The organism is Pseudomonas sp. PGPR40, from assembly GCF_022014505.1.
In the GTDB taxonomy this organism is placed as follows: domain Bacteria; phylum Pseudomonadota; class Gammaproteobacteria; order Pseudomonadales; family Pseudomonadaceae; genus Aquipseudomonas.
The window spans coordinates 54,913-72,741 of sequence record NZ_JAKLSP010000003.1 but is presented as its reverse complement, the minus strand read 5'-3'; the positions used below and the strand labels follow the sequence as shown (position 1 = coordinate 72,741).

The following is a 17,829-nucleotide window of genomic DNA, read 5'->3' as shown; positions in this document are numbered from 1 at the left end:
GCGCGCCGTACCGGGGTAGATGCGAGTGTTGAAACTGTCGCGGCAGCGAAGAAACATGGATTGGGTGGACTGAATGGCAACACGGCGGAAACAGCGGTTTTTTACTGCGCTGGATGCTCAGAAGGAGGCCCACGAAGTCGTTCACCACGACCCCGCAACGCCCCGCACTTTTTCGCTTGTTCCTCAAGACGGTCTGGCTGCAGACGCTGGTGTCGAAGCACTTTCGGCCAAACTCAAGGCGCTGCCTGCGAGCATTCGAAACGCGCTTGCCAATGCTGAGTCGAGTGCGGGTCACATCAGCGATGACCGGCTGCAAGGTCTCGCCGAACTTATCCAGAACGCCGACGATCTCGGTGCAACGTACGCAGAGTTTATGGTTGACGCGACCGGGTCGTGCCTCATGTTTCGGCACAACGGGGCCGGTCTTACTCTTCACGACGTTTGGGCCCTAGCGATCCCTTGGCTGAGCCTAAAAGTGGACGACCCTGAGCAGTTGGGTCGGTTTGGAATCGGACTGAAAATGCTCCATGCGCTTTCCGACGTCCTTGAGGTTCATCAGGGCCACTTCCGGGTGCGCTACGAAGCAAACGATCTGTCGGTTGCATCGAGCAACATAACGTGGCCAGGTGAGGAGCCTGCGGATGCCATGACGATGTTCGTGATCCCATTGGAGTCCGACGCGTCTACAGCGGCGATAGTGACCGCTTGGTTGACGCGTTGGAGTGACGCTGGTTTGGTCTTCCTGTCCGCTCTCAACACCGTGGTGATGCGCAGTCCTGACGGCGAGGTACTAGCCAAGCTTCACTTGGATCGCTGCGCCCCCGAGTTTATTAAGTGCGCCAGCGGTGAGATAACTCGGCGCAGTGCTAAGGCCTCCGACTCTCGGGAATGGGTGGTCTACTCACGGTCGGTTCCAGTGCATACGGATCGTACTCGAGCACGCAAGGCCCAGACGCGGTGCACTCCTATTGCTGTTGCGTTCTCTGTGGGTGGCGCGGACACAGGACATTTGCATGTCGGCCTTCCGGTACGCCCCATCGGTCTGCCTTTTCGACTTATGGCCCAGTTCGACCCGTTGACCAGCCGGCGAGACATCTCCGACGATCCGTGGAATCACTCGTTAGTCGAACCGCTCAGTGTCCTGTGGCTGGAATCCATGCTTGACCACTTCAAGCGCAACCCTGCTGCCGCATGGGCTGCGGTTCCGCTGCAAAGCGAGTTGGACGACGATGGGCAAACCACCGGGCAGTTGCGGGCGGAAATCGATCGTCATTTGATGAAAAGCGCGCGTGTAGCTTTCGCCAAGGAAGTGACACTTCCGGACGGGAACCAGCGGTATCACCTCCATGAGCTCTCGTACGAGGCTCTGGAACTCGAACATGTGCTGACTCCTAATGACGTTCAATCCGTCGCAGGCACCCCCGGGACCGTTATCGCGGCGGTCAGGTCAGACGACAATCGTTGGCGAGAGACACTTGAAGCACTTCGCGACATCGGAGCGCAGGCTCCGAAACTCGTAGAGGTGGCCGACGCTCTCAAGTTGCTCGATGACGTCTCGTGCACCCCGGAGTTCGCTGCGGACCTCGTCGCGATCGCTATAAAAACCGGACTGACAAAAGACCTCGAAAAACTGCCATGCCTCGTTTTGGACGACGCCGCCCGGGTCACCCCCGAGGATGCTGTCGGGCTGGGAGTGCTGTTGCCCGAGAAGGCGAACATCCTGTGGGACGTTCTTGACATCGGTCAACGGCTTCACTCGGTATATGGGATGCGACCGGGATGCGAGTGCGTGGGAGACTGGCTGCGAAGGAGTGATCGCCTTCTCATGGAGGCAACCGATGTTGCTGCGTTACGAGTGCTCGCAAAAGCTGGCAACGATAGAGTTGAACTAAGTACGCCGCTGACCGACGAGCAGGCCGACGCGCTACGTGTGGCATTTGAGCAACTGCCAGTTGGAGACCGACAGACGTTGGGGGCCGGTATTGGTCAAGCGGTCCGGTTCGCTGCGGTCACCTACGACGCAACCGGAAAGACGATACCCACGACGGCAAGGCCGAGTGAGGCCTACATCATTGAGCGCGAGGCGAACTCATGGCGTGTGGCTGCAGGCAAGACGCCTGGCTTGGTCTGGCTTCACAGCCGGTATGCAGAGAAGTTGCGCGCCGAGTCTGGTCGCGAAGGGATCGGAGCTCAGCGTCTGTTTCGCTACCTGGGGGCTGAGACTGCACCACGACTGGTCGAACACCCAGCGCATTATCTGCGTTTCGCGAATACCGAACCGGGAGTCAGTCGCTACCGGACCGGCTCACCAATACGGCGCAATGCCCAGATGGAAGATATCGGGGCAACATATACGTTGGCGGATCTAATGTCGCCCGACTTGGATGCAGTGCTTTCTAACATTGCGTGCGAGAAGAAGACTGGTGACAGAATCCGACGCGCGAACGCAATCCTGAACAGTCTCAATCGGGCCTGGGACCGTCTGGCTTCTTGCACCAGGATACGCGCCGTCGACGATTACTATTCTTGGCAGCCGCGGGGCTTCGTCGATGCATGGTGGGTAGCGAACGCTGCTTCGATTCCTTGGCTCACCTCAGCCAGCGGGGCCGCCACTGAGCCTGACCAGCTTCGGATCAGGACGAAGGTTACTGAGGCGTTCTTCGGGAACAACCCTGCCGCATACCTCGATGGCGGGCTCGATAATGCTGCATTCCAGGAGGTACTTGCCGTTCTGGGCGTAGCGGGCGACCCACGGCCCGAGCAACTTTTCCATAGACTACGCACGATTCGGGAAGACTTTCCTGTGGATGCAACCGCAGCCGCGGACCATGCAGCCCCCCTGTACCGTGCACTCGCAACCCAGATACCCAGTCGCGGGACACTGCGCCACCCCGGTCAATTGAGTCTTGGCACACTACGCTCGGAGTTCGGGAGGGGGGAAGGGCTGATTTCCACCAATGTTGGCTGGCGGCGACCGTCAGTTGTTCGAAATGGGCGCGCTGTTTTCGGTCTCATGCAGCCATTCGTTCCGGCTGTCGAGGGTACGGAGCCACTGTGGAGTGCGCTGGACGTCCGCCCCCCGGACGCAACGGACGCGAAGGTGATTCTCCGAAAATTAGCCAAGCGAAATACCCTGACCAAGGAGCAGTTGCTTGTGATGCTCGAAGCATTGCGCATTCTTGCCATGGCACCGGTCGATCAACGAGGCAAGTTAACTCGAAGCCCGGTGTGGGTGGGGGATCGCTGGATGTCGATGCGCCCCGTCTTCGCGATCGAAAACCCGCTCATTGCTGGCGGATTGTCACGCCAAATCCCGATCTGGGCGCCGGGTGGAGCTCTAGCGCAGCTCGACTCACTTGTCGAACCTTACGGGCTCACGCGCGTCGACACCTCTCTGGCGCGGATCAAGGGGGCCGAACACGCTGAGTACAGCCCCGAACTCACTAGCATGTTCTCCAGCGCGGTTTCCAACCTGCGCAAGGATCTGGCATTAAGCGATTCTGACAGCGAAGCCAGCATTCGGGTGTCATGGGAGGCGCTATCGCGGTTCAACGTCTGCGTTCTGCGAGATCTAAGTGTCACGCTGGAGGATCTCATCCCGAGCAAAGTCTTGTCCTTCGCGGCGCGAGCCTGGATCGACATGAGCGCAGCAACGTTTTACATCGCCGATCCGGACGATATAGGCGATCCGGATTCCGGTGCGTACGCAGTCGCGACGGTCTTCGCCAGCGATACGCGGCGGATGGCCCACGATTGGCTGGCAGCTTGGGCCACCGCAAAAGCGGGGCATCGGGCTGAGGCGATCAAGACTGCCGCGAGTCTGGAGGCTGAGCAGAAGCGTGACCGCGCCGAGCGCGAGGTTGCCGGCAGCGTCGTGCTCCAGCAACTGTCAGAGGAATCGGCGCGACGCCGTCAAAAGAAGTTGAGCACCAAACCGGGGGACAGGCCAACCGGCACTCCGGAAGAGGGCTCCGCGCGCAGGCAGCCGCCGAAGACCCTGGTAGACCTCTCGAAACTGAGGCTGACGAATCCCGTAGGGGAGATTCTGGTGGGAACCCACACGAAAAAATCTGTGCCACCGAAGGAGGGGACGAAGAGCGGTAAGCAACTGCAGGATGTCGATATGAACAACCCCAAGGCGAAGCGGCTGCCAGGCGCTGGGCCGGCCCCGCGCAACTACACACAAGAGGAACAGGAAAGCCTGGGCGCAGAGATTTGCCGCTTGGTTCTTGGACTCGATGAAAGTGAGATCGTCGACATTCGCAATCAGCACAATGTTGGAGCAGATGCGATCGACCAACTCGACAATTTTTACGAATACAAGGTGCATGCCAACGCCATCCCTGATGTGATTCGACTCGAACCGAGTCAGATCGAAAGGGCTCGGACTACTCCCAACTTTTTTCTAGTCGTAATCGGCAACCTTCAAGCAGGGGCAGGAGATCCCGAGGTACGAATAATCATCAATCCGTTAGACCAGCTCCAATTACAGCCAACCACATCCGTTCAGTTCGCAGGCGTGCGCGCGGCGAAGGCGCTCACCTACCGACTCACCCCCCAAGACAGCGGCCAAGAATAACGAATGTAATAGAGCGGGGGGGGGCTCGGAAATTCATACGTGGCGCTGGGGTGGCACCAGCTTGCGTGTCAAAGGGGGGTTATGCAACATCCGGGTCTGACAGTTATCGGATATTGCATCTGTGTGTAACCGTTTTTGACTATCAGGCACCTGCTTGTTGCTCTTTTTGTCACCGTCCGACGATCTGAGCGCATCCATTCGCTGGCACGGTCGACCTGATCTGGTGGCCCATCAGCCTCGCCGCCCTACAATCGTTCGCGTCGGACACCGGCCGATTGGCCGTTTTGCAGGCGCATGATGATCGACTACTAAGTAGGGCATTTGGAAGGTGTTGAGCCTACTGTGGGCGTCGGCTAGCGTGGCCATACAGTGTTTTACACGCTCGGGAGGCGCGCCAAAAAATGTGAAGGGTATGAGTCTTACATGTGCGGCACGTTGGTCTGCAAGCCATGTATTTGCTGAGGTGTTGTCTTAAAATATGTGAAATAAAATGTGAGGGTATAGCGGTGGTCAGCCGCTGCTTCCGTCGACATAACAGCGATCTAGAGCGTTCGTTTCTCTGCAACGATCGTCCGAATCCATTGCTGGTTGTCCAACCGCCTACGCGGTAGCCCGCTTGCCACCAAACACTTCATTGAGCGAGCTCCTAGGATTCTAGGCGCAACCGCAGATTTATCTCGATAACGCCTGGAATTTCAGGTGTTATCGACCTGCGAGCGCTGTGTCGACCCCCATGTGTTGGGTGGTGCCGTCGGTGCGCTGAGGTAGCAGAATGGAATAGAAGGCTATTCTATTAGGGTATCAGCCATGCGCACCACTTACAGTAAAAGCCAGGCTCGCCGCCGTATGCGCCGTCTGCTGGTATTGGTTGCGCAAGGGCAGACGTTCGTCATCACCCAGAAAGGGAAAGCGGCTTGCCTACTACTACAGGTCGAAGCAACAGGGCGCACAGTTTGAAAAGCCTGACTCTACAACCCTTAACCCAAAAACGGACAGAGTCCTAATGGCAGCGAAATCCTTCCGCTGCACGTAAGCTCATCAGCCATTAACAGTCATTGCAAGCGTAGATTGAAGGCAAAGCCATCGAGTTCTGCGGAAAGAGGCAGGAGGGCACACACAGATTTTGAGAAGATGTTGCCAGTTTGGCTGACAGCTTATTAGACGACTGAAGGGCGATTCGCGTCGCCTTATAGTCGAGGACCATCGCATTACCTCACCCAACCATAGGGCTTCCCATTTCGTGCAAAACCCCAACCTTGAGCAACTGCTCACTCAGACCATTGAGGTCGTTATTCGTGCCGGCCAGCTACTGATTGCCGAGTGGGCGAGAGTTGACGGACCTCGGGGTCAAGGTGACAAGGCCGCCGTAGACGAAGAAATCGAACAGTTCTTACATCAGCACCTGCTGAAGCTTCTTCCATGCGACTTCTGGGGAGAAGAGACCGGACATCTTCTGACGGGCCATCCATGGTGCTGGGTCGTTGACCCGAACGATGGGACCGCAGATTTTCTCAAGGGGCTCAAAGGCTCAGCCCTTTCCATCGGTCTATTGCACAAACAGTCGCCGGTATTAGGTGTGGTGTATGCCCCCGTCACCGTTGAGGGAACGCCTGATTGCATTGCTTGGGCAGAAGGGATGGCCGAGGTGAACCGCAATGGACAGTCGGTCACGTCACGGCTTACTACCAAAACGTTGTCGAGCGACGAGTTCGTGATGGTCAGTGCCGCTGCAATCAATAAGCCTGAACTTAATAGCAAGCTCTGCCAACCCAGCACTTTTGTAGCAATGCCATCCATTGCCTACAGGCTCGCCAAAGTCGCCGCCGGGGAGGGGGTCTGTGGCATCTCTCTTTATCCGGTTTCTGCACATGACGTTGTCGCGGGCCACGCACTTTTGATAGGAGCGGGCGGCGTTTTATTTGATGAGCGAGGCGAAGTGATTACCTACGTTACCGAAGCCAATATGCAAACGGTTTCACAACGCTGCTTCGGTGGTTCAGTGGCAGCGTGCCGCGTCTTGCTGGCTCGTGAATGGGATCTTATTTTCACTTAATCCGCAACCAACCCGCTGCCCAACTTATTCGAGCAACTGGTATCGCTTGTACTTGACCGATTCAACTGTACACAGTCCGCAAGCGCCCGACCGAAAACCTCTCGAATGAAATTTCCTAAAACCCAGGCGTCGATTAGCGGAACGCTTACGCTCCGAATTTTAAATCTAGGCAGGACCTCCCCATTCCAGCGCTTGAAGTACCCGACGAACCTGCTTGCCTCCAATCTCAGTTCCACAGAGCAGTACTGGCGTATCTCCGCCGAGGGCTTTGTTTGGTTTCGACATCCAGCATGCGGCCATATTTCTGTTTTGGAACACCTGTTCAGCCAAATGGCAAACCACGGCAACTCGATCTAGCCGTTCTGAAGCGACGGAGTTGAGGGGCCTTTGTTCACGGCTACGTCGCTTGAACGTGGAGATTGACGCGTTGAAGAGCATCTCTAAGCTACGCCCATGAAGGTCAAAAGCAATGCGAACCACTTGGAAAAGCTGAGCGGAAAACCCTGCTTTGATCTGAAGCAGTCGCTCGGAATCCTTCAGCAGAACGCGATTGGCGCTGAAATCCCAGAATGCGGCGATCGCGGCGTCACGCAATTCGCCTTTCTTGTTTACCTGACGCCGAGCAATCGTTGGGGTATTCATCGGTTCAATATGGGTCAGCAACGGGAAATTTGGATGAGAACCTGCAGGGAGGGAGGCGACGGCGAACCGTCACCAACCAATCATTCAGTACAAACCGTGTGCCAATTCGGGCCTACTTTCAACGCGTAATTGTAGAGCTGAACACGGGCCCCGAAGCTCCGAAAGGCAAAGTGTCGCTATGTTCCTCTATGCGTCCTGCCAAGGCCACGTCATCTCGCGTTGGAAAGTGCCGTAACAAAAACTTGGCATCACGCCTTACTCGATCTGGAAGGGAGCTATCTCGGCTTAGCTCAACTAAAAAATCGCGAGTCTGCACCACCGCGCGCGAACGCTCCTCTGGCATCGTCATTTTTTATCTCCACAAGGGCGGTATGCACAGTTGCTGTGGCCTGCAGCCTCAAGTCCATCGCTCATTGGCTGGTATTCCTCCGGATGTTTTCATTCTACGTCGGTGTACTTGGCTTGCGAGACCAAACCGACAAATGACAGAACAAGCGCAACTAATGTTTCTCGAGAATACGGCCACCGATTTTTCATGAAATTAGTTCTCTAGTTTTCAATTTTTTAGTTCGGAGTTCTGGAGTCGCAGAAAATACAGGTCTGTCATCAGACTCCATCTCTAGACGACAGACTTTCCAATTATTGTGTCGTAGGACGATTCAAACGCCATGAATTGCGTCGGCAGCAATTTTTTTTGCTGAAAAAGAGCCGTTTATTCCAAGAATTACGTCGGCGCGGGGGAACCAAGTTGCAAATCTCACGATTAAAAGTCCACCTTTTGTGACGCATCCTACGGAAATTACATGAATTCCGTCCTAGGGCGACGAGAAGTCCACGCTTTCTGACCTAGTGGGATTTTGGACGCTATAAAACCGCCAAATAGTCTAAGATTTCTGTCGGTGCGGGTCGACGGTGGCGATATTCATTTGGTTCATATCATTCAGCAGTGAGTCGGGCTTTATTCATGATCCGGTGACGCCGGAGAATGAGCAACACCTCATTCCTGATGGAGTTACCGCGATGCCCAAGTCCATTGTTGCTGCCCTGCAAATCGGCGCCTTGCCCGGCGGCAAGGCCGATACCCTCGATCAGATCCTCTCCTGGGAAACCGCTATTATCGAATCCGGCGCCGCACTGGTGGTCATGCCGGAGGCGTTGCTCGGTGGCTACCCCAAAGGCGAGGGCTTTGGCACGCAATTGGGTTATCGACTGCCAGAAGGTCGTGAAGCGTTTGCGCGGTATTTCGACAATGCCATCGACGTGCCCGGTGTCGAAACTGATGCCTTGGCCGGATTGTCTTCACGCACGGGCGCCAACCTAGTGATCGGCGTGATCGAACGAGCGGGCAGCACCTTGTACTGCACCGCGCTGTATTTCGATCCACAGGCCGGGCTGGTCGGCAAACATCGCAAACTGATGCCCACCGGCACCGAACGGCTGATCTGGGGCAAGGGCGATGGCTCGACCTTGCCGGTGATCGACAGCCAGGTCGGGCGGATCGGCGCGGTGGTGTGCTGGGAAAACATGATGCCGCTGCTGCGCACCGCGATGTACGCCAAAGGCGTGGAGGTCTGGTGCGCGCCGACCGTGGACGAGCGGGAAATGTGGCAGGTCACCATGCGTCACATCGCCCATGAAGGACGCTGTTTTGTGGTCAGCGCCTGTCAGGTCCAGGCCTCACCGCAAGCCTTGGGCGTGGAAATCGCCAACTGGCCGGCGGAGCGTCCGTTGATTGCCGGCGGCAGCATAATTGTCGGGCTAATGGGCGATATTCTCGCCGGGCCGCTGCGTGACGAGGCGGGGTTGCTGACCGCCGAAATTGACACCGACGACCTGATCCGCGCCCGTTACGACTACGACGTGGTCGGGCACTACGCGCGCCCGGACGTGTTTGAGTTGACGGTGGATGAGCGAGCCAAACCGGGGGTGCGGTTCAATGCATAAACCGTTGGGGGCGTGATTGTCGTCTAGTCTCTAGGCGATCACACCCCTGTCAACGGATGGACTGTCCATGAGTTTGTTACTCGGCCCGATTCTGCAGTTTCGTGGCATCAACGGTAATGTTTATAACGTGTCTGCTCTGGTGGTTTTACCCTTGGGCGCATCATCGCCCAGCGTAAAAGTACCCGGCGGTGTCACTGCCGAGAAACCGCTGGCCACCGCTGATATCCCGTTGCTCAAACCTCAGTACCGCGTCTGGCGCATCGATTTCAAAGCACTGCAAGATCAGGCTGTTGCCAGCACTTACACGATCAAGATAGAGGACGCGCAGGCCAACTTCGTCGTTCCGCCCGAGGGCCAGTCGCCGCGCATGGCCTATGTGTCGTGCAACGGTTTCTCGGACCCCAAGGACATGGAGAAGGTGGACCGGAACAACGAGCGCTGGGAGCACATGTGGGGCGCTCATCAAAGCAAGCCCTATCATCTGTTGTTAATGGGGGGCGATCAGGTTTACAGCGACGATATGCGCAGCAATGTGTCGTCGATGAAAACCTGGTTTGCCAAAACCTTCGCCGACCGTCGAAAGGCGGTTTACAGCAGGGTGATCGAAGCCGATCTGGACAAGTTCTTCACCAGACTCTACCTGGAGCATTGGAAACAGCCCGAGGTCGCGAAGCTGCTCAGCGCCGTTCCGACGGTGATGATGTGGGATGACCATGACATCATCGATGGCTGGGGTTCCTACGATGAGATATTGCATTCAAGCCCGGTGTTCCAGGGACTGTTTGCCACGGCCAAACGCTATTTCAGGATTTTCCAGCAGCAACTGATCCAGACTCATCCGCACCTCAAACCGTCCGCTGATACTCATCCCTGTGCGATTCCCGACACCGCTGACGGCTTTCATCTGGGGTTTTCCGGGCTGGGCGAATTGGCATTGTTGGTTCCCGATTTGCGCAGCGAACGTGCGCCGGATTTGACGACCCCGCCGGCTCGGCAAACCCGGATCATTTCGCCCGTCAGTTGGGATGCGATTTATGCCTGGCTGAGTAAGGTCAAGGGGCATAAGCACCTGTTGCTGATGTCGAGTATTCCCGTGGGTTACCTGGATTTGCAGGCGGCCGAAAAGGCGCTGGATCTGATTTCCGGGCAACAGGAACTCGAGGACGATTTGCGCGACCATTGGCGAAGCCTGCCCCATCGAGACGAACGCAAGCGGTTGATCATGCGATTGCTGGATTTCGCCCATGCCGAATCCTGCAAGGTCACGCTGGTGTCCGGTGATGTTCATGTGGCAGGGGCTTGCGTGATCGAATCGACGTTGTCCCGTCATCGCAACGATGGTTCAGGATTGATCTACCAATTGATCTCGACCGGGGTCGTGCACCCTTCACCGCCGGTATTGGCGGTGCAGTTTCTGGAGTCCATTGGCAAGCACCAGGAACAGATCGACTACGCCATCACCGGAACCCTGTTGCCCATCGGTGCGCGGGGACGTTACCTGATCGCCGCTCGGAACTGGCTGGCGATAGAGCCGGATGAAGACAGCACCGGCAGAAGTCGGCTATGGGCCAACTGGCACGTAGAAGGTCTCAAACATTGCGTGACCCAGGTGATCGATCCCGTTAAACCACGGGCCGAGCCGTGAGCGTTACCACGTGCCGGTGGTTGGCCGCGGCAGGCTGAGCTTGCCGCGATCAACGAAACGCATCGTGCCTAGTACGCCGCCGGCCAGTTTGCCTCGAAGCACATACGGCAGATTGTTCAATGTGTACGTTTGACCCAGCCCGAGGGTCTGACGCAGCACCGAGAAGGCCGAAACGCTCACCGGCACGACGATGACCGCTTCGGAAAAACGTGGAATCGAGCCCGATTGGTTGCTGACACCGGAGGCGAGGGATTGACCATTCACCTCCAGATCCAGGGCCACGCCGTTGTAGTCGATCGCCGTTTCATTGGGGTTTTGCACACGCAGTTTTACCGCAAAACGCACTTCCAGTTCCTGGCTTGGCAGCGGCTCGATACCGACCACGTTGATGTTCAGCGGGTCGCGATCAGGGAACAGGGCGCAGGCGCTCAAGGAGAGCAACAGGAGGGACAGGACAAACAATCTGCGCATGGACAGGCTCTCGAACAGGAAGTTATTCAGCACGATAGCGCACAACGCGCTGACGGTGGTCGGCGATTAGAAGATGGTCGTGCCCGGAACCCTGTAGGAGCGAGCTTGCTCGCGAAGACGACAGTACAGTCAACGTTGATATCGCCTGATATACCGCTTTCGTCGGAACGCCGCCCGGAGCAAGCTCGCTCCTACAGGAGGGCGCTTAACTGACTGGCATTAGGGCAAGCCCCCTCGCCACAAGTGCGGAGGAGATCAAACGGGCGTCGCAAACGCCGCCAGTAAATCTTCTGCAAACGCCTTCTGCGCATCCCCCGGCACCTGCGCGCGATGGCGGGCCAGATGGAACGCCACCTCGAAACTCATATCGCCCTGACGCACGGCGCGCAGCGTCCTGATGTGTGGTGTCTGGTATGACGCCTTCGCGGGCAAGCCTCGCTCCTACAGGATCTCCATCGTCCGCATTCGCGGGTCTGGTTCCTGCGGGATCGCCACAATCCTGTAGGAGCGAGGCTTGTCCGCGAAGCTTTTCAGATTGGCGAATGACTCCTGCCAGTTTCTGACAACAGCCTCTGCTAATCTCCGACAACTTTTCAGGAAAGAGCCTGCCGACCGTGTCGCGAACCAGCCGTCTATTGACTTTGTTACAAGTGCTGCGGGGCAAAAGTCGTCCGGTGACTGCCGCGACATTGGCCAGCGAACTGGAGATTTCCGAACGCACGCTGTACCGCGACATCGCGGAACTCACCGCGCTCGGCGCGCCGATCTTTGGCGAGGCGGGGATTGGCTACGTATTGCGCAGCGGTCTGTTTCTGCCACCCTTGATGCTCAATGCCGATGAAACCGAAGCCATCGTGCTCGGATTGCGCTACGTGGATCAGCGTGGCGATGAGGTCTTGGGCAAAGCCGCGGCCGATGCCCTGGCAAAAATCGCCGCGGTACTCGACCCCGCGGCTCAAGAGGCCTTGCGCAACCCGACGGTGCTGCCGGGCCCGCCGGGTTACGGCTATCCGCAAAATGCCGTGCCTTTGAACGTGTTTCGCCAAGCCATCCACGATCAGGCCAAGCTGCACATCGATTACGCCGATGCCAAACAGGTGCCCAGTCAGCGGCTGATCTGGCCGCTGGCTCTGGGTTTCCTCAATGAGGTGCGGATCATCGTTGCCTGGTGTGAATTGCGCAGTGCCTATCGCACCTTTCGCACCGACCGGATCTCGGCTGCCAGTGAGCAGGGCGAACGTTATCCGGGGCGGCGCAGCGACCTGTTGCGCACCTGGCGCAAGCAGATGCAACTCGACGAAGCAGGGCGTTTCACTCCTGACAAGAACTGACACAGGCTTGTTTTAGCATGGCTCCAGAATCAACTCACAAGGAGCCGTAAACATGTCCAGTCCAGCCTCTTCACTGGCCCCCGCCATCGCCGCCTACATTGCCGCTGCCAATGCCCGCGATACGTCGAGGGTTGCCAGTTTTTTCGCTGAGGATGCCAACGTGTTCGATGAGGGGCAGCATCAGGTCGGCACGCAAGCCATCGCCCAATGGATGCAAGACACCGCCCAACGTTATCAGCCACGGGTCGAGGTACTTGACGTTCAATTGCGCACCGGCAAAGTACTGGTGCACAACTTGATCTCCGGCTCGTTTCCCGGCAGCCCGCTGGAACTGCGCTACATGTTCCGCCTCAATGAGCAGGGCAAGATTGCGCGGCTGGATATCTCGCTGTAACCCGGTGCGGTGTAGCGGCACGAAACCTGTGGGAGCGGGCTTGCTCGCGAAAGCGGTGTGTCATTCAATATTGATGTTGGCTGACCCGACGCCTTCGCGAGCAAGCCCGCTCCCACAGGGGTTGAGCTTCGCTAGCTGCTATATACTGCCGCGCATGAATGTCGACTCCCCCTTAAGCGCCTGGCAACACGCCATCGAACAGAAGGGCTTCGTCCAGGACGAAGCTCAGGAACACGCCGTGTGGGCGCTGCAAAAATGCCACGAAGCCTTGCATGAAGACCACAGGCCGATCACCGGTGTGTACCTCTGGGGTCCGGTCGGGCGGGGCAAGACCTGGTTGATGGATCAGTTCTACCAAAATCTGCGGGTCCCGGCCCGGCGTCAGCACTTTCATCATTTCATGGGCTGGGTCCATCAGCGCTCCTTTCAATTGACCGGCACCGCCGACCCGTTGAAGGCGCTGGCCCGCGAACTGAGCCAGGAAGTGCGGGTGCTGTGTTTCGATGAACTGTTCGTCAACGACATCGGTGACGCGATCATTCTCGGGCGTTTGTTTCAGGTGATGTTCGAGCAGGGCGTGGTGGTGGTCTGCACCTCTAATCAGCCGCCGGATCAACTGTACGCGGATGGCTTCAACCGGGACCGGTTCGTGCCGGCCATTACCGCCATCAAGCAACATATGCAGGTGATTGCGGTGGATGGCGGGGAAGATCATCGCCTGCACCCTGGCGCCGGTCTGCAGCGTTACTGGGTGAACGTACCGGGTCAGCCCGGTGCTCTGGGCGAAGTGTTCAAGGCCTTGACCGTCGGCCAGTCGCTGTCCGGCGATCCGGTCAAGATCGGCTACCGTTCGGTCAATGTCATGCAGGCCAGTCAAACCGTGCTTTGGTGTCGTTATGCCGAACTCTGCGAGCAGCCGTTTGCCGCCATGGACTTCATGGCACTGTGCGACACCTTCAACGCTATCCTATTGAGCGACGTGCCCAACCTCAGCGCGCAAAAACGCGAAGGGCGCATCGCCCGCGGCACTGAAGACGGTGTCGAGCGGGTAGAGGCGGGCGATCGCCAGTTGCCGCAGTTGTCGGTGCATGACGACGGCGTGCGCCGGTTCATCGCTCTGGTGGACGAATGTTACGATCGCAAGGTGCCGCTGTACCTCGAAGCGCAGGTGTCAATGGAGGCGTTGTATACCGAGGGCTATCTGGAGTTTCCATTTCGCCGCACCCTTAGTCGTCTTCAGGAAATGCAACTAAAACGTTTCGCCGAGGCTTGATATCCGGGAGGCGCGAACATGAATCAGCCCTTGTCCCACCACTTGCTGACCATGGCCTATCAGAACGCTTGGGCCAATCACCGACTGGCCAAGGCCTGGCTTCAACTAAGCCAGGCCGAGCTGGCGGCACCGCGAGTCAGTTTCTTCCCCAGCCTCAGCGCAACCCTCAACCACATCCTGACCTGCGACTGGTTCTATGTGGATGCACTGGAGCGGGAGTTGCGCGGTGACGAACCGCATCCCGATTGCTACGTGTTTTTCAACGAAGACGAACCGTTCACCCACGGCGTCGATCTCAAGCGCGAGCAAGCCCTGGTGGACCGTCGACTGATCGCCTATTGCGAGCAATTACGCGACGCAGACCTCGGACGGATCGTGACCATCGCGCGCGACACCCCGCAACATGACAGCCGATTGCGCCTGTTGTCGCATTTGTTCGAGCATCAGATTCATCATCGCGGGCAGGTTCACGCCATGCTCAGTGGCACCTCGGTCACGCCGCCGCAACTGGACGAATTCTTTTGTGCCGGTGAGGCAGCATTGAGGGCCGAGGATTTTGCCGAGTTGGGATGGACCGAGGCATTGATCTGGGGCGTTTGAGAGAAACGATCACAACAGGATCCGGTTGTCGGCACCCCGGCACTCGCGATAAGGTCGCTGGACCTTTCAGTGCGCAAGAGGCGACCTGGGGCAACGTGTGTGATTGAGGGTGGAAATGGAATCCGCAGAAATTCTTGTGCTTCAGGCCAGCTACACCAACCCGGTGCATGCCGAGGCTATTTGTCTTGTATTGAATCACTACGCCGAAGACCCGATGGGCGGCGGTCACTCGTTACCCGCCGATAGGTTGCAACAACTGCCGGGCGAACTGGCCAAACGTCCCCATGCCTTCAGCGTACTGGCGTTTGTCGGCGGCGAGCCGGCAGGGCTGGTCAACTGCTTTGAAGGTTTTTCGACCTTCGCCTGCCGGCCGCTGGTCAACGTGCATGACGTGGCGGTGGTGTCAAAGTTTCGCGGGTTGGGGCTGAGCCAGAAGATGCTGCACAAAGTCGAGGACATCGCGCGCCAGCGTGGTTGCTGCAAAATTACCCTGGAAGTACTGGAAGGCAATGCGGTGGCTCAGGGGGCCTACGGCAAATTCGGATTTTCGCCAGGCATGTTCGACCCGGCGCACGGGCGGATGCTGTTCTGGACCAAGGCGCTTTAATCGCCGGATGGTGCGGAACCTGTAGGAGCGGGCTTGCTCGCGAAGGCGGTGTGTCAGGCAACATCAATGTTGACTGTGCCGTCGCCTTCGCGAGCAAGCCCGCTCCCACAGGGGGGCAATCACTGCTGAACGACTTGCGGCGTGACAGGCGCGCCCTTGGGTTTCATCAGGCTGAAGTCGATCAACGGCCTTTGCTTACGGGCATAAGGGTCGCCGATCATCAACGGTCGAGACTTGAAGCTGTCGCTGATCAGGCTTTTGCTGCGGTCCAGTTCATCGAAGCTCAGGCCTGCCATATCCGCCCAGGTGTGAATCAGCTGCGAACTGCTGTACGGCCGGCCCAGGTCGCCGGCAAAACTCCAGTCATGGGTTTCGCGCCATTTCGGCGAAGCCCAAGCCATGAACGGAATGGTGTACATCGGGGCCGTCGGTTTGCTCTCGTTGCGGCCCAGGGTTTTATGGCCTACGGAGTCGAAAACGTCTTCGCCATGGTCGGAGAGGTACAGCAGGAAGCCGTTCGGATCAGCCTTGGCGTAGTCCTTGATAAGGCTCGACACCACGAAGTCGTTGTACAGCACCGCGTTGTCATAGCTGTTGTACGTTGGCACCTGATCATCACGGACGCCGTCCGGAACACCTTTACGATCGGTGAACGTGTTGAACGTCGGCGGGTAACGGTACTGGTAGCTCATGTGCGTGCCGAGCAGATGCACAACGATCAGCTTGCGTGGCGCCGCATCAGCCAGCGCCTTGTTAAACGGTTCGATCACATCGCCATCGTACTGGGCGGCGTTCTGGTTGCGGTTGTTGTTCAGGTACACCTGCTCGTCCGCCTGCTGGGAGAACGTCGTGAGCATGGTGTTGCGCTTGGTCATGGTCTGCTGGTTGGTGATCCAGAAGGTCTTGTATCCCGCCTGTTTCATCATGCTGACCAGCGACGGCGTCGACAGGTAGAGGTCCGGGTTTTCTTCGTCGGCGAACGTCAGTACCTGCTGCAATGCTTCGATGGTGTAGGGGCGCGGCGTAATGACGTTATCGAAAACGGCCAGTTGGTCTTTGAGCTTGTCCAGTTCCGGGGTGGTTTCCCGAGGGTAGCCGTACAGGCTCATGCGCTGACGATTGGTGGACTCGCCGATCACCAGCACCAGGGTCGCCGGCTGATTGGCCATCGAATCGGTGAGGTTCTTGAGGGGCGGGATCTTGCTGGCGCTGTCGAGCATGTCTTGCATGCCAGCCAACGTGTTGAGGTAACGGTGATAGGCCACGGCCATCTGCCACGGCACGGCGGGCTCGATACGGGTTTCGAATTTCTCGAAGCCGCTCGCCAGACTGCCGGTGCGCAGAGTGTGCTTGATCAGTGGGTAACCGACCACGGCCAGCAGAATCGCCGTCGCCGCGACCAGCGCCTGGCCACGTGGCAGGTACACCGGACGCAAGCGGGTCCAAAGGAAAAACCCGAATGCGGTATGGGCGAGGAATGCCAGCACCATCCACCAGGCAAAATACTGGGTCATGTACTCGCCGGCTTCAGACACGTTCGATTCGAACATGATGAAGATGACGCTCTGGGAAAATTCCTGCTGATAGATAAAGAAATAACCGAGGCTGGCCATCGAGCAGGCCCACAGCACCACGCCGATCAGCGCGGCCATGATGCGTGTTTTTTTAGGGAACAGCAGCATTGGCGCTAGCCAGATCGCGCTCATCAAAAAGGCTTGGCGGAACCCGGCAAAACCGGAGGTGCCCGTCAGTTGAATCAGCAGTTGGGTGATGCCGGAAAAATACCAGAAGAACAGAAATAACCAGAGAAACCCTGCCCAATCGAAACCTTTCGCAGACGTTTTGCTGCGTCTAAACAAAGCCATTCAACACTCCAGCCTGATAATCACTTCGACCGTCCCTGTCACAGACGAACGGGCACCGCGCGGATACCGAGCGGCCACAATGAGCCGGATTATCAACAAACAGGTGTGAAAACTTTGTGAGTTGCCGCAGCGGGCAGGTTGCAGCGAGTCGGAAACAGCAGCGGCTGTTTCCGATTCAAACGAGGGGGTCAGGCGTGGGGAGCACGTTGGGTAACAGGCAAGGGCTGAGCCTGATTACCTTGGGTCAGCAGGCGCAATTGCGCGACTTCCCGTTTCAACTGGTCGCGCTCGTCTTTCAACTGGCGCAGTTCATCGCGACGGATCGTGACGTAAAGGGTTTGTGCTGGCAGTGCTGTGTGTACGGTGCCCATTGCTCACCTCGCAAATGGCTGTCTCAACTGTAGGTTCGCTCCCTGAATCAGGTG

Annotated in this window: 14 protein-coding genes and 2 pseudogenes; 9 read left to right on the top strand and 7 right to left on the bottom strand. The window is 57.7% G+C overall.

Annotated features, from left to right (window positions below):
* The first annotated feature begins 73 nt into the window (after positions 1-73).
* Positions 74-4,579, top strand: a complete 4,506-nt coding sequence (locus MEB48_RS04210) for a sacsin N-terminal ATP-binding-like domain-containing protein (protein WP_237882180.1) — start codon at positions 74-76, stop codon at positions 4,577-4,579.
* 1,240 nt (positions 4,580-5,819) lie between these two features.
* The gene (locus tag MEB48_RS04205) at positions 5,820-6,632 is read left to right on the top strand and encodes an inositol monophosphatase family protein (RefSeq protein ID WP_237882178.1); all 813 of its coding nucleotides are present in this window, start codon (positions 5,820-5,822) and stop codon (positions 6,630-6,632) included.
* A 165-nt stretch (positions 6,633-6,797) separates the two neighbouring features.
* Here the strand turns inward: MEB48_RS04205 and MEB48_RS04200 are convergent, their stop codons facing one another.
* Positions 6,798-7,274 (bottom strand): antitoxin Xre/MbcA/ParS toxin-binding domain-containing protein, encoded by a 477-nt coding sequence (locus MEB48_RS04200; protein ID WP_237882176.1) that lies wholly within the window; start codon positions 7,272-7,274, stop codon positions 6,798-6,800.
* 118 nt (positions 7,275-7,392) lie between these two features.
* Positions 7,393-7,617: a BPSL0761 family protein gene (locus MEB48_RS04195; protein WP_330932692.1), complete on the bottom strand. Its 225-nt coding sequence runs from the start codon at positions 7,615-7,617 to the stop codon at positions 7,393-7,395.
* A gap of 677 nt (positions 7,618-8,294) precedes the next feature.
* Between MEB48_RS04195 and MEB48_RS04190 the strand changes: the two genes are divergently transcribed.
* Together MEB48_RS04190 and MEB48_RS04185 are read left to right on the top strand one after the other, a co-directional pair.
* The gene (locus MEB48_RS04190) at positions 8,295-9,218 is read left to right on the top strand and encodes a carbon-nitrogen hydrolase family protein (protein WP_237882172.1); all 924 of its coding nucleotides are present in this window, start codon (positions 8,295-8,297) and stop codon (positions 9,216-9,218) included.
* 67 nt (positions 9,219-9,285) lie between these two features.
* The gene (locus MEB48_RS04185) at positions 9,286-10,863 is read left to right on the top strand and encodes an alkaline phosphatase D family protein (RefSeq protein ID WP_237882170.1); all 1,578 of its coding nucleotides are present in this window, start codon (positions 9,286-9,288) and stop codon (positions 10,861-10,863) included.
* Positions 10,864-10,866: 3 nt separating this feature from the next.
* Here the strand turns inward: MEB48_RS04185 and MEB48_RS04180 are convergent, their stop codons facing one another.
* Both MEB48_RS04180 and MEB48_RS04175 read right to left on the bottom strand, forming a co-directional pair.
* Positions 10,867-11,334: an LEA type 2 family protein gene (locus MEB48_RS04180; protein WP_237882168.1), complete on the bottom strand. Its 468-nt coding sequence runs from the start codon at positions 11,332-11,334 to the stop codon at positions 10,867-10,869.
* A gap of 255 nt (positions 11,335-11,589) precedes the next feature.
* Positions 11,590-11,724 (bottom strand): annotated as a pseudogene (locus tag MEB48_RS04175) (LysR family transcriptional regulator); the annotation flags it as partial.
* A 224-nt stretch (positions 11,725-11,948) separates the two neighbouring features.
* On the opposite strand from MEB48_RS04175, the gene MEB48_RS04170 reads away from it, so the two are divergent.
* The gene (locus tag MEB48_RS04170) at positions 11,949-12,665 is read left to right on the top strand and encodes a helix-turn-helix transcriptional regulator (protein ID WP_237882166.1); all 717 of its coding nucleotides are present in this window, start codon (positions 11,949-11,951) and stop codon (positions 12,663-12,665) included.
* A 52-nt stretch (positions 12,666-12,717) separates the two neighbouring features.
* Positions 12,718-13,059, top strand: coding sequence for a nuclear transport factor 2 family protein (locus MEB48_RS04165; RefSeq protein WP_237882164.1), 342 nt, complete (start codon positions 12,718-12,720; stop codon positions 13,057-13,059).
* A 20-nt stretch (positions 13,060-13,079) separates the two neighbouring features.
* On the opposite strand, the pseudogene MEB48_RS04160 reads toward MEB48_RS04165, so the two are convergent.
* Positions 13,080-13,175: pseudogene (locus tag MEB48_RS04160) on the bottom strand (metal ABC transporter ATP-binding protein); the annotation flags it as partial.
* 38 nt (positions 13,176-13,213) lie between these two features.
* Between MEB48_RS04160 and zapE the strand changes: the two are divergent.
* The 3 genes from zapE to MEB48_RS04145 all read left to right on the top strand — a co-directional run bounded on the left by zapE (position 13,214) and on the right by MEB48_RS04145 (position 15,539).
* Complete coding sequence (gene zapE, locus MEB48_RS04155; RefSeq protein ID WP_237882163.1) at positions 13,214-14,332, top strand: cell division protein ZapE; 1,119 nt, start codon at positions 13,214-13,216, stop codon at positions 14,330-14,332.
* An 18-nt stretch (positions 14,333-14,350) separates the two neighbouring features.
* Positions 14,351-14,932: a DinB family protein gene (locus MEB48_RS04150; RefSeq protein WP_237882161.1), complete on the top strand. Its 582-nt coding sequence runs from the start codon at positions 14,351-14,353 to the stop codon at positions 14,930-14,932.
* A gap of 115 nt (positions 14,933-15,047) precedes the next feature.
* Positions 15,048-15,539: a GNAT family N-acetyltransferase gene (locus MEB48_RS04145; protein ID WP_237882159.1), complete on the top strand. Its 492-nt coding sequence runs from the start codon at positions 15,048-15,050 to the stop codon at positions 15,537-15,539.
* A gap of 119 nt (positions 15,540-15,658) precedes the next feature.
* Here the strand turns inward: MEB48_RS04145 and MEB48_RS04140 are convergent, their stop codons facing one another.
* Together MEB48_RS04140 and MEB48_RS04135 are read right to left on the bottom strand one after the other, a co-directional pair.
* Positions 15,659-17,404, bottom strand: a complete 1,746-nt coding sequence (locus tag MEB48_RS04140; protein WP_237882157.1) for a phosphoethanolamine transferase CptA — start codon at positions 17,402-17,404, stop codon at positions 15,659-15,661.
* 188 nt (positions 17,405-17,592) lie between these two features.
* The gene (locus MEB48_RS04135; RefSeq protein ID WP_008069248.1) at positions 17,593-17,775 is read right to left on the bottom strand and encodes a DUF6026 family protein; all 183 of its coding nucleotides are present in this window, start codon (positions 17,773-17,775) and stop codon (positions 17,593-17,595) included.
* Positions 17,776-17,829: the final 54 nt, after the last annotated feature.

Bases quoted from the DNA above. Each gene is read 5' to 3' on its own strand.
- MEB48_RS04210 (WP_237882180.1), top strand. From the start codon at position 74: ATGGCAACACGGCGGAAACAGCGGTTTTTTACTGCGCTGGATGCTCAG.
- MEB48_RS04200 (WP_237882176.1), bottom strand. From the start codon at position 7,274: ATGAATACCCCAACGATTGCTCGGCGTCAGGTAAACAAGAAAGGCGAA.
- MEB48_RS04195 (WP_330932692.1), bottom strand. From the start codon at position 7,617: ATGCCAGAGGAGCGTTCGCGCGCGGTGGTGCAGACTCGCGATTTTTTA.
- MEB48_RS04190 (WP_237882172.1), top strand. From the start codon at position 8,295: ATGCCCAAGTCCATTGTTGCTGCCCTGCAAATCGGCGCCTTGCCCGGC.
- MEB48_RS04185 (WP_237882170.1), top strand. From the start codon at position 9,286: ATGAGTTTGTTACTCGGCCCGATTCTGCAGTTTCGTGGCATCAACGGT.
- MEB48_RS04180 (WP_237882168.1), bottom strand. From the start codon at position 11,334: ATGCGCAGATTGTTTGTCCTGTCCCTCCTGTTGCTCTCCTTGAGCGCC.
- MEB48_RS04165 (WP_237882164.1), top strand. From the start codon at position 12,718: ATGTCCAGTCCAGCCTCTTCACTGGCCCCCGCCATCGCCGCCTACATT.
- zapE (WP_237882163.1), top strand. From the start codon at position 13,214: ATGAATGTCGACTCCCCCTTAAGCGCCTGGCAACACGCCATCGAACAG.
- MEB48_RS04150 (WP_237882161.1), top strand. From the start codon at position 14,351: ATGAATCAGCCCTTGTCCCACCACTTGCTGACCATGGCCTATCAGAAC.
- MEB48_RS04145 (WP_237882159.1), top strand. From the start codon at position 15,048: ATGGAATCCGCAGAAATTCTTGTGCTTCAGGCCAGCTACACCAACCCG.
- MEB48_RS04140 (WP_237882157.1), bottom strand. From the start codon at position 17,404: ATGGCTTTGTTTAGACGCAGCAAAACGTCTGCGAAAGGTTTCGATTGG.
- MEB48_RS04135 (WP_008069248.1), bottom strand. From the start codon at position 17,775: ATGGGCACCGTACACACAGCACTGCCAGCACAAACCCTTTACGTCACG.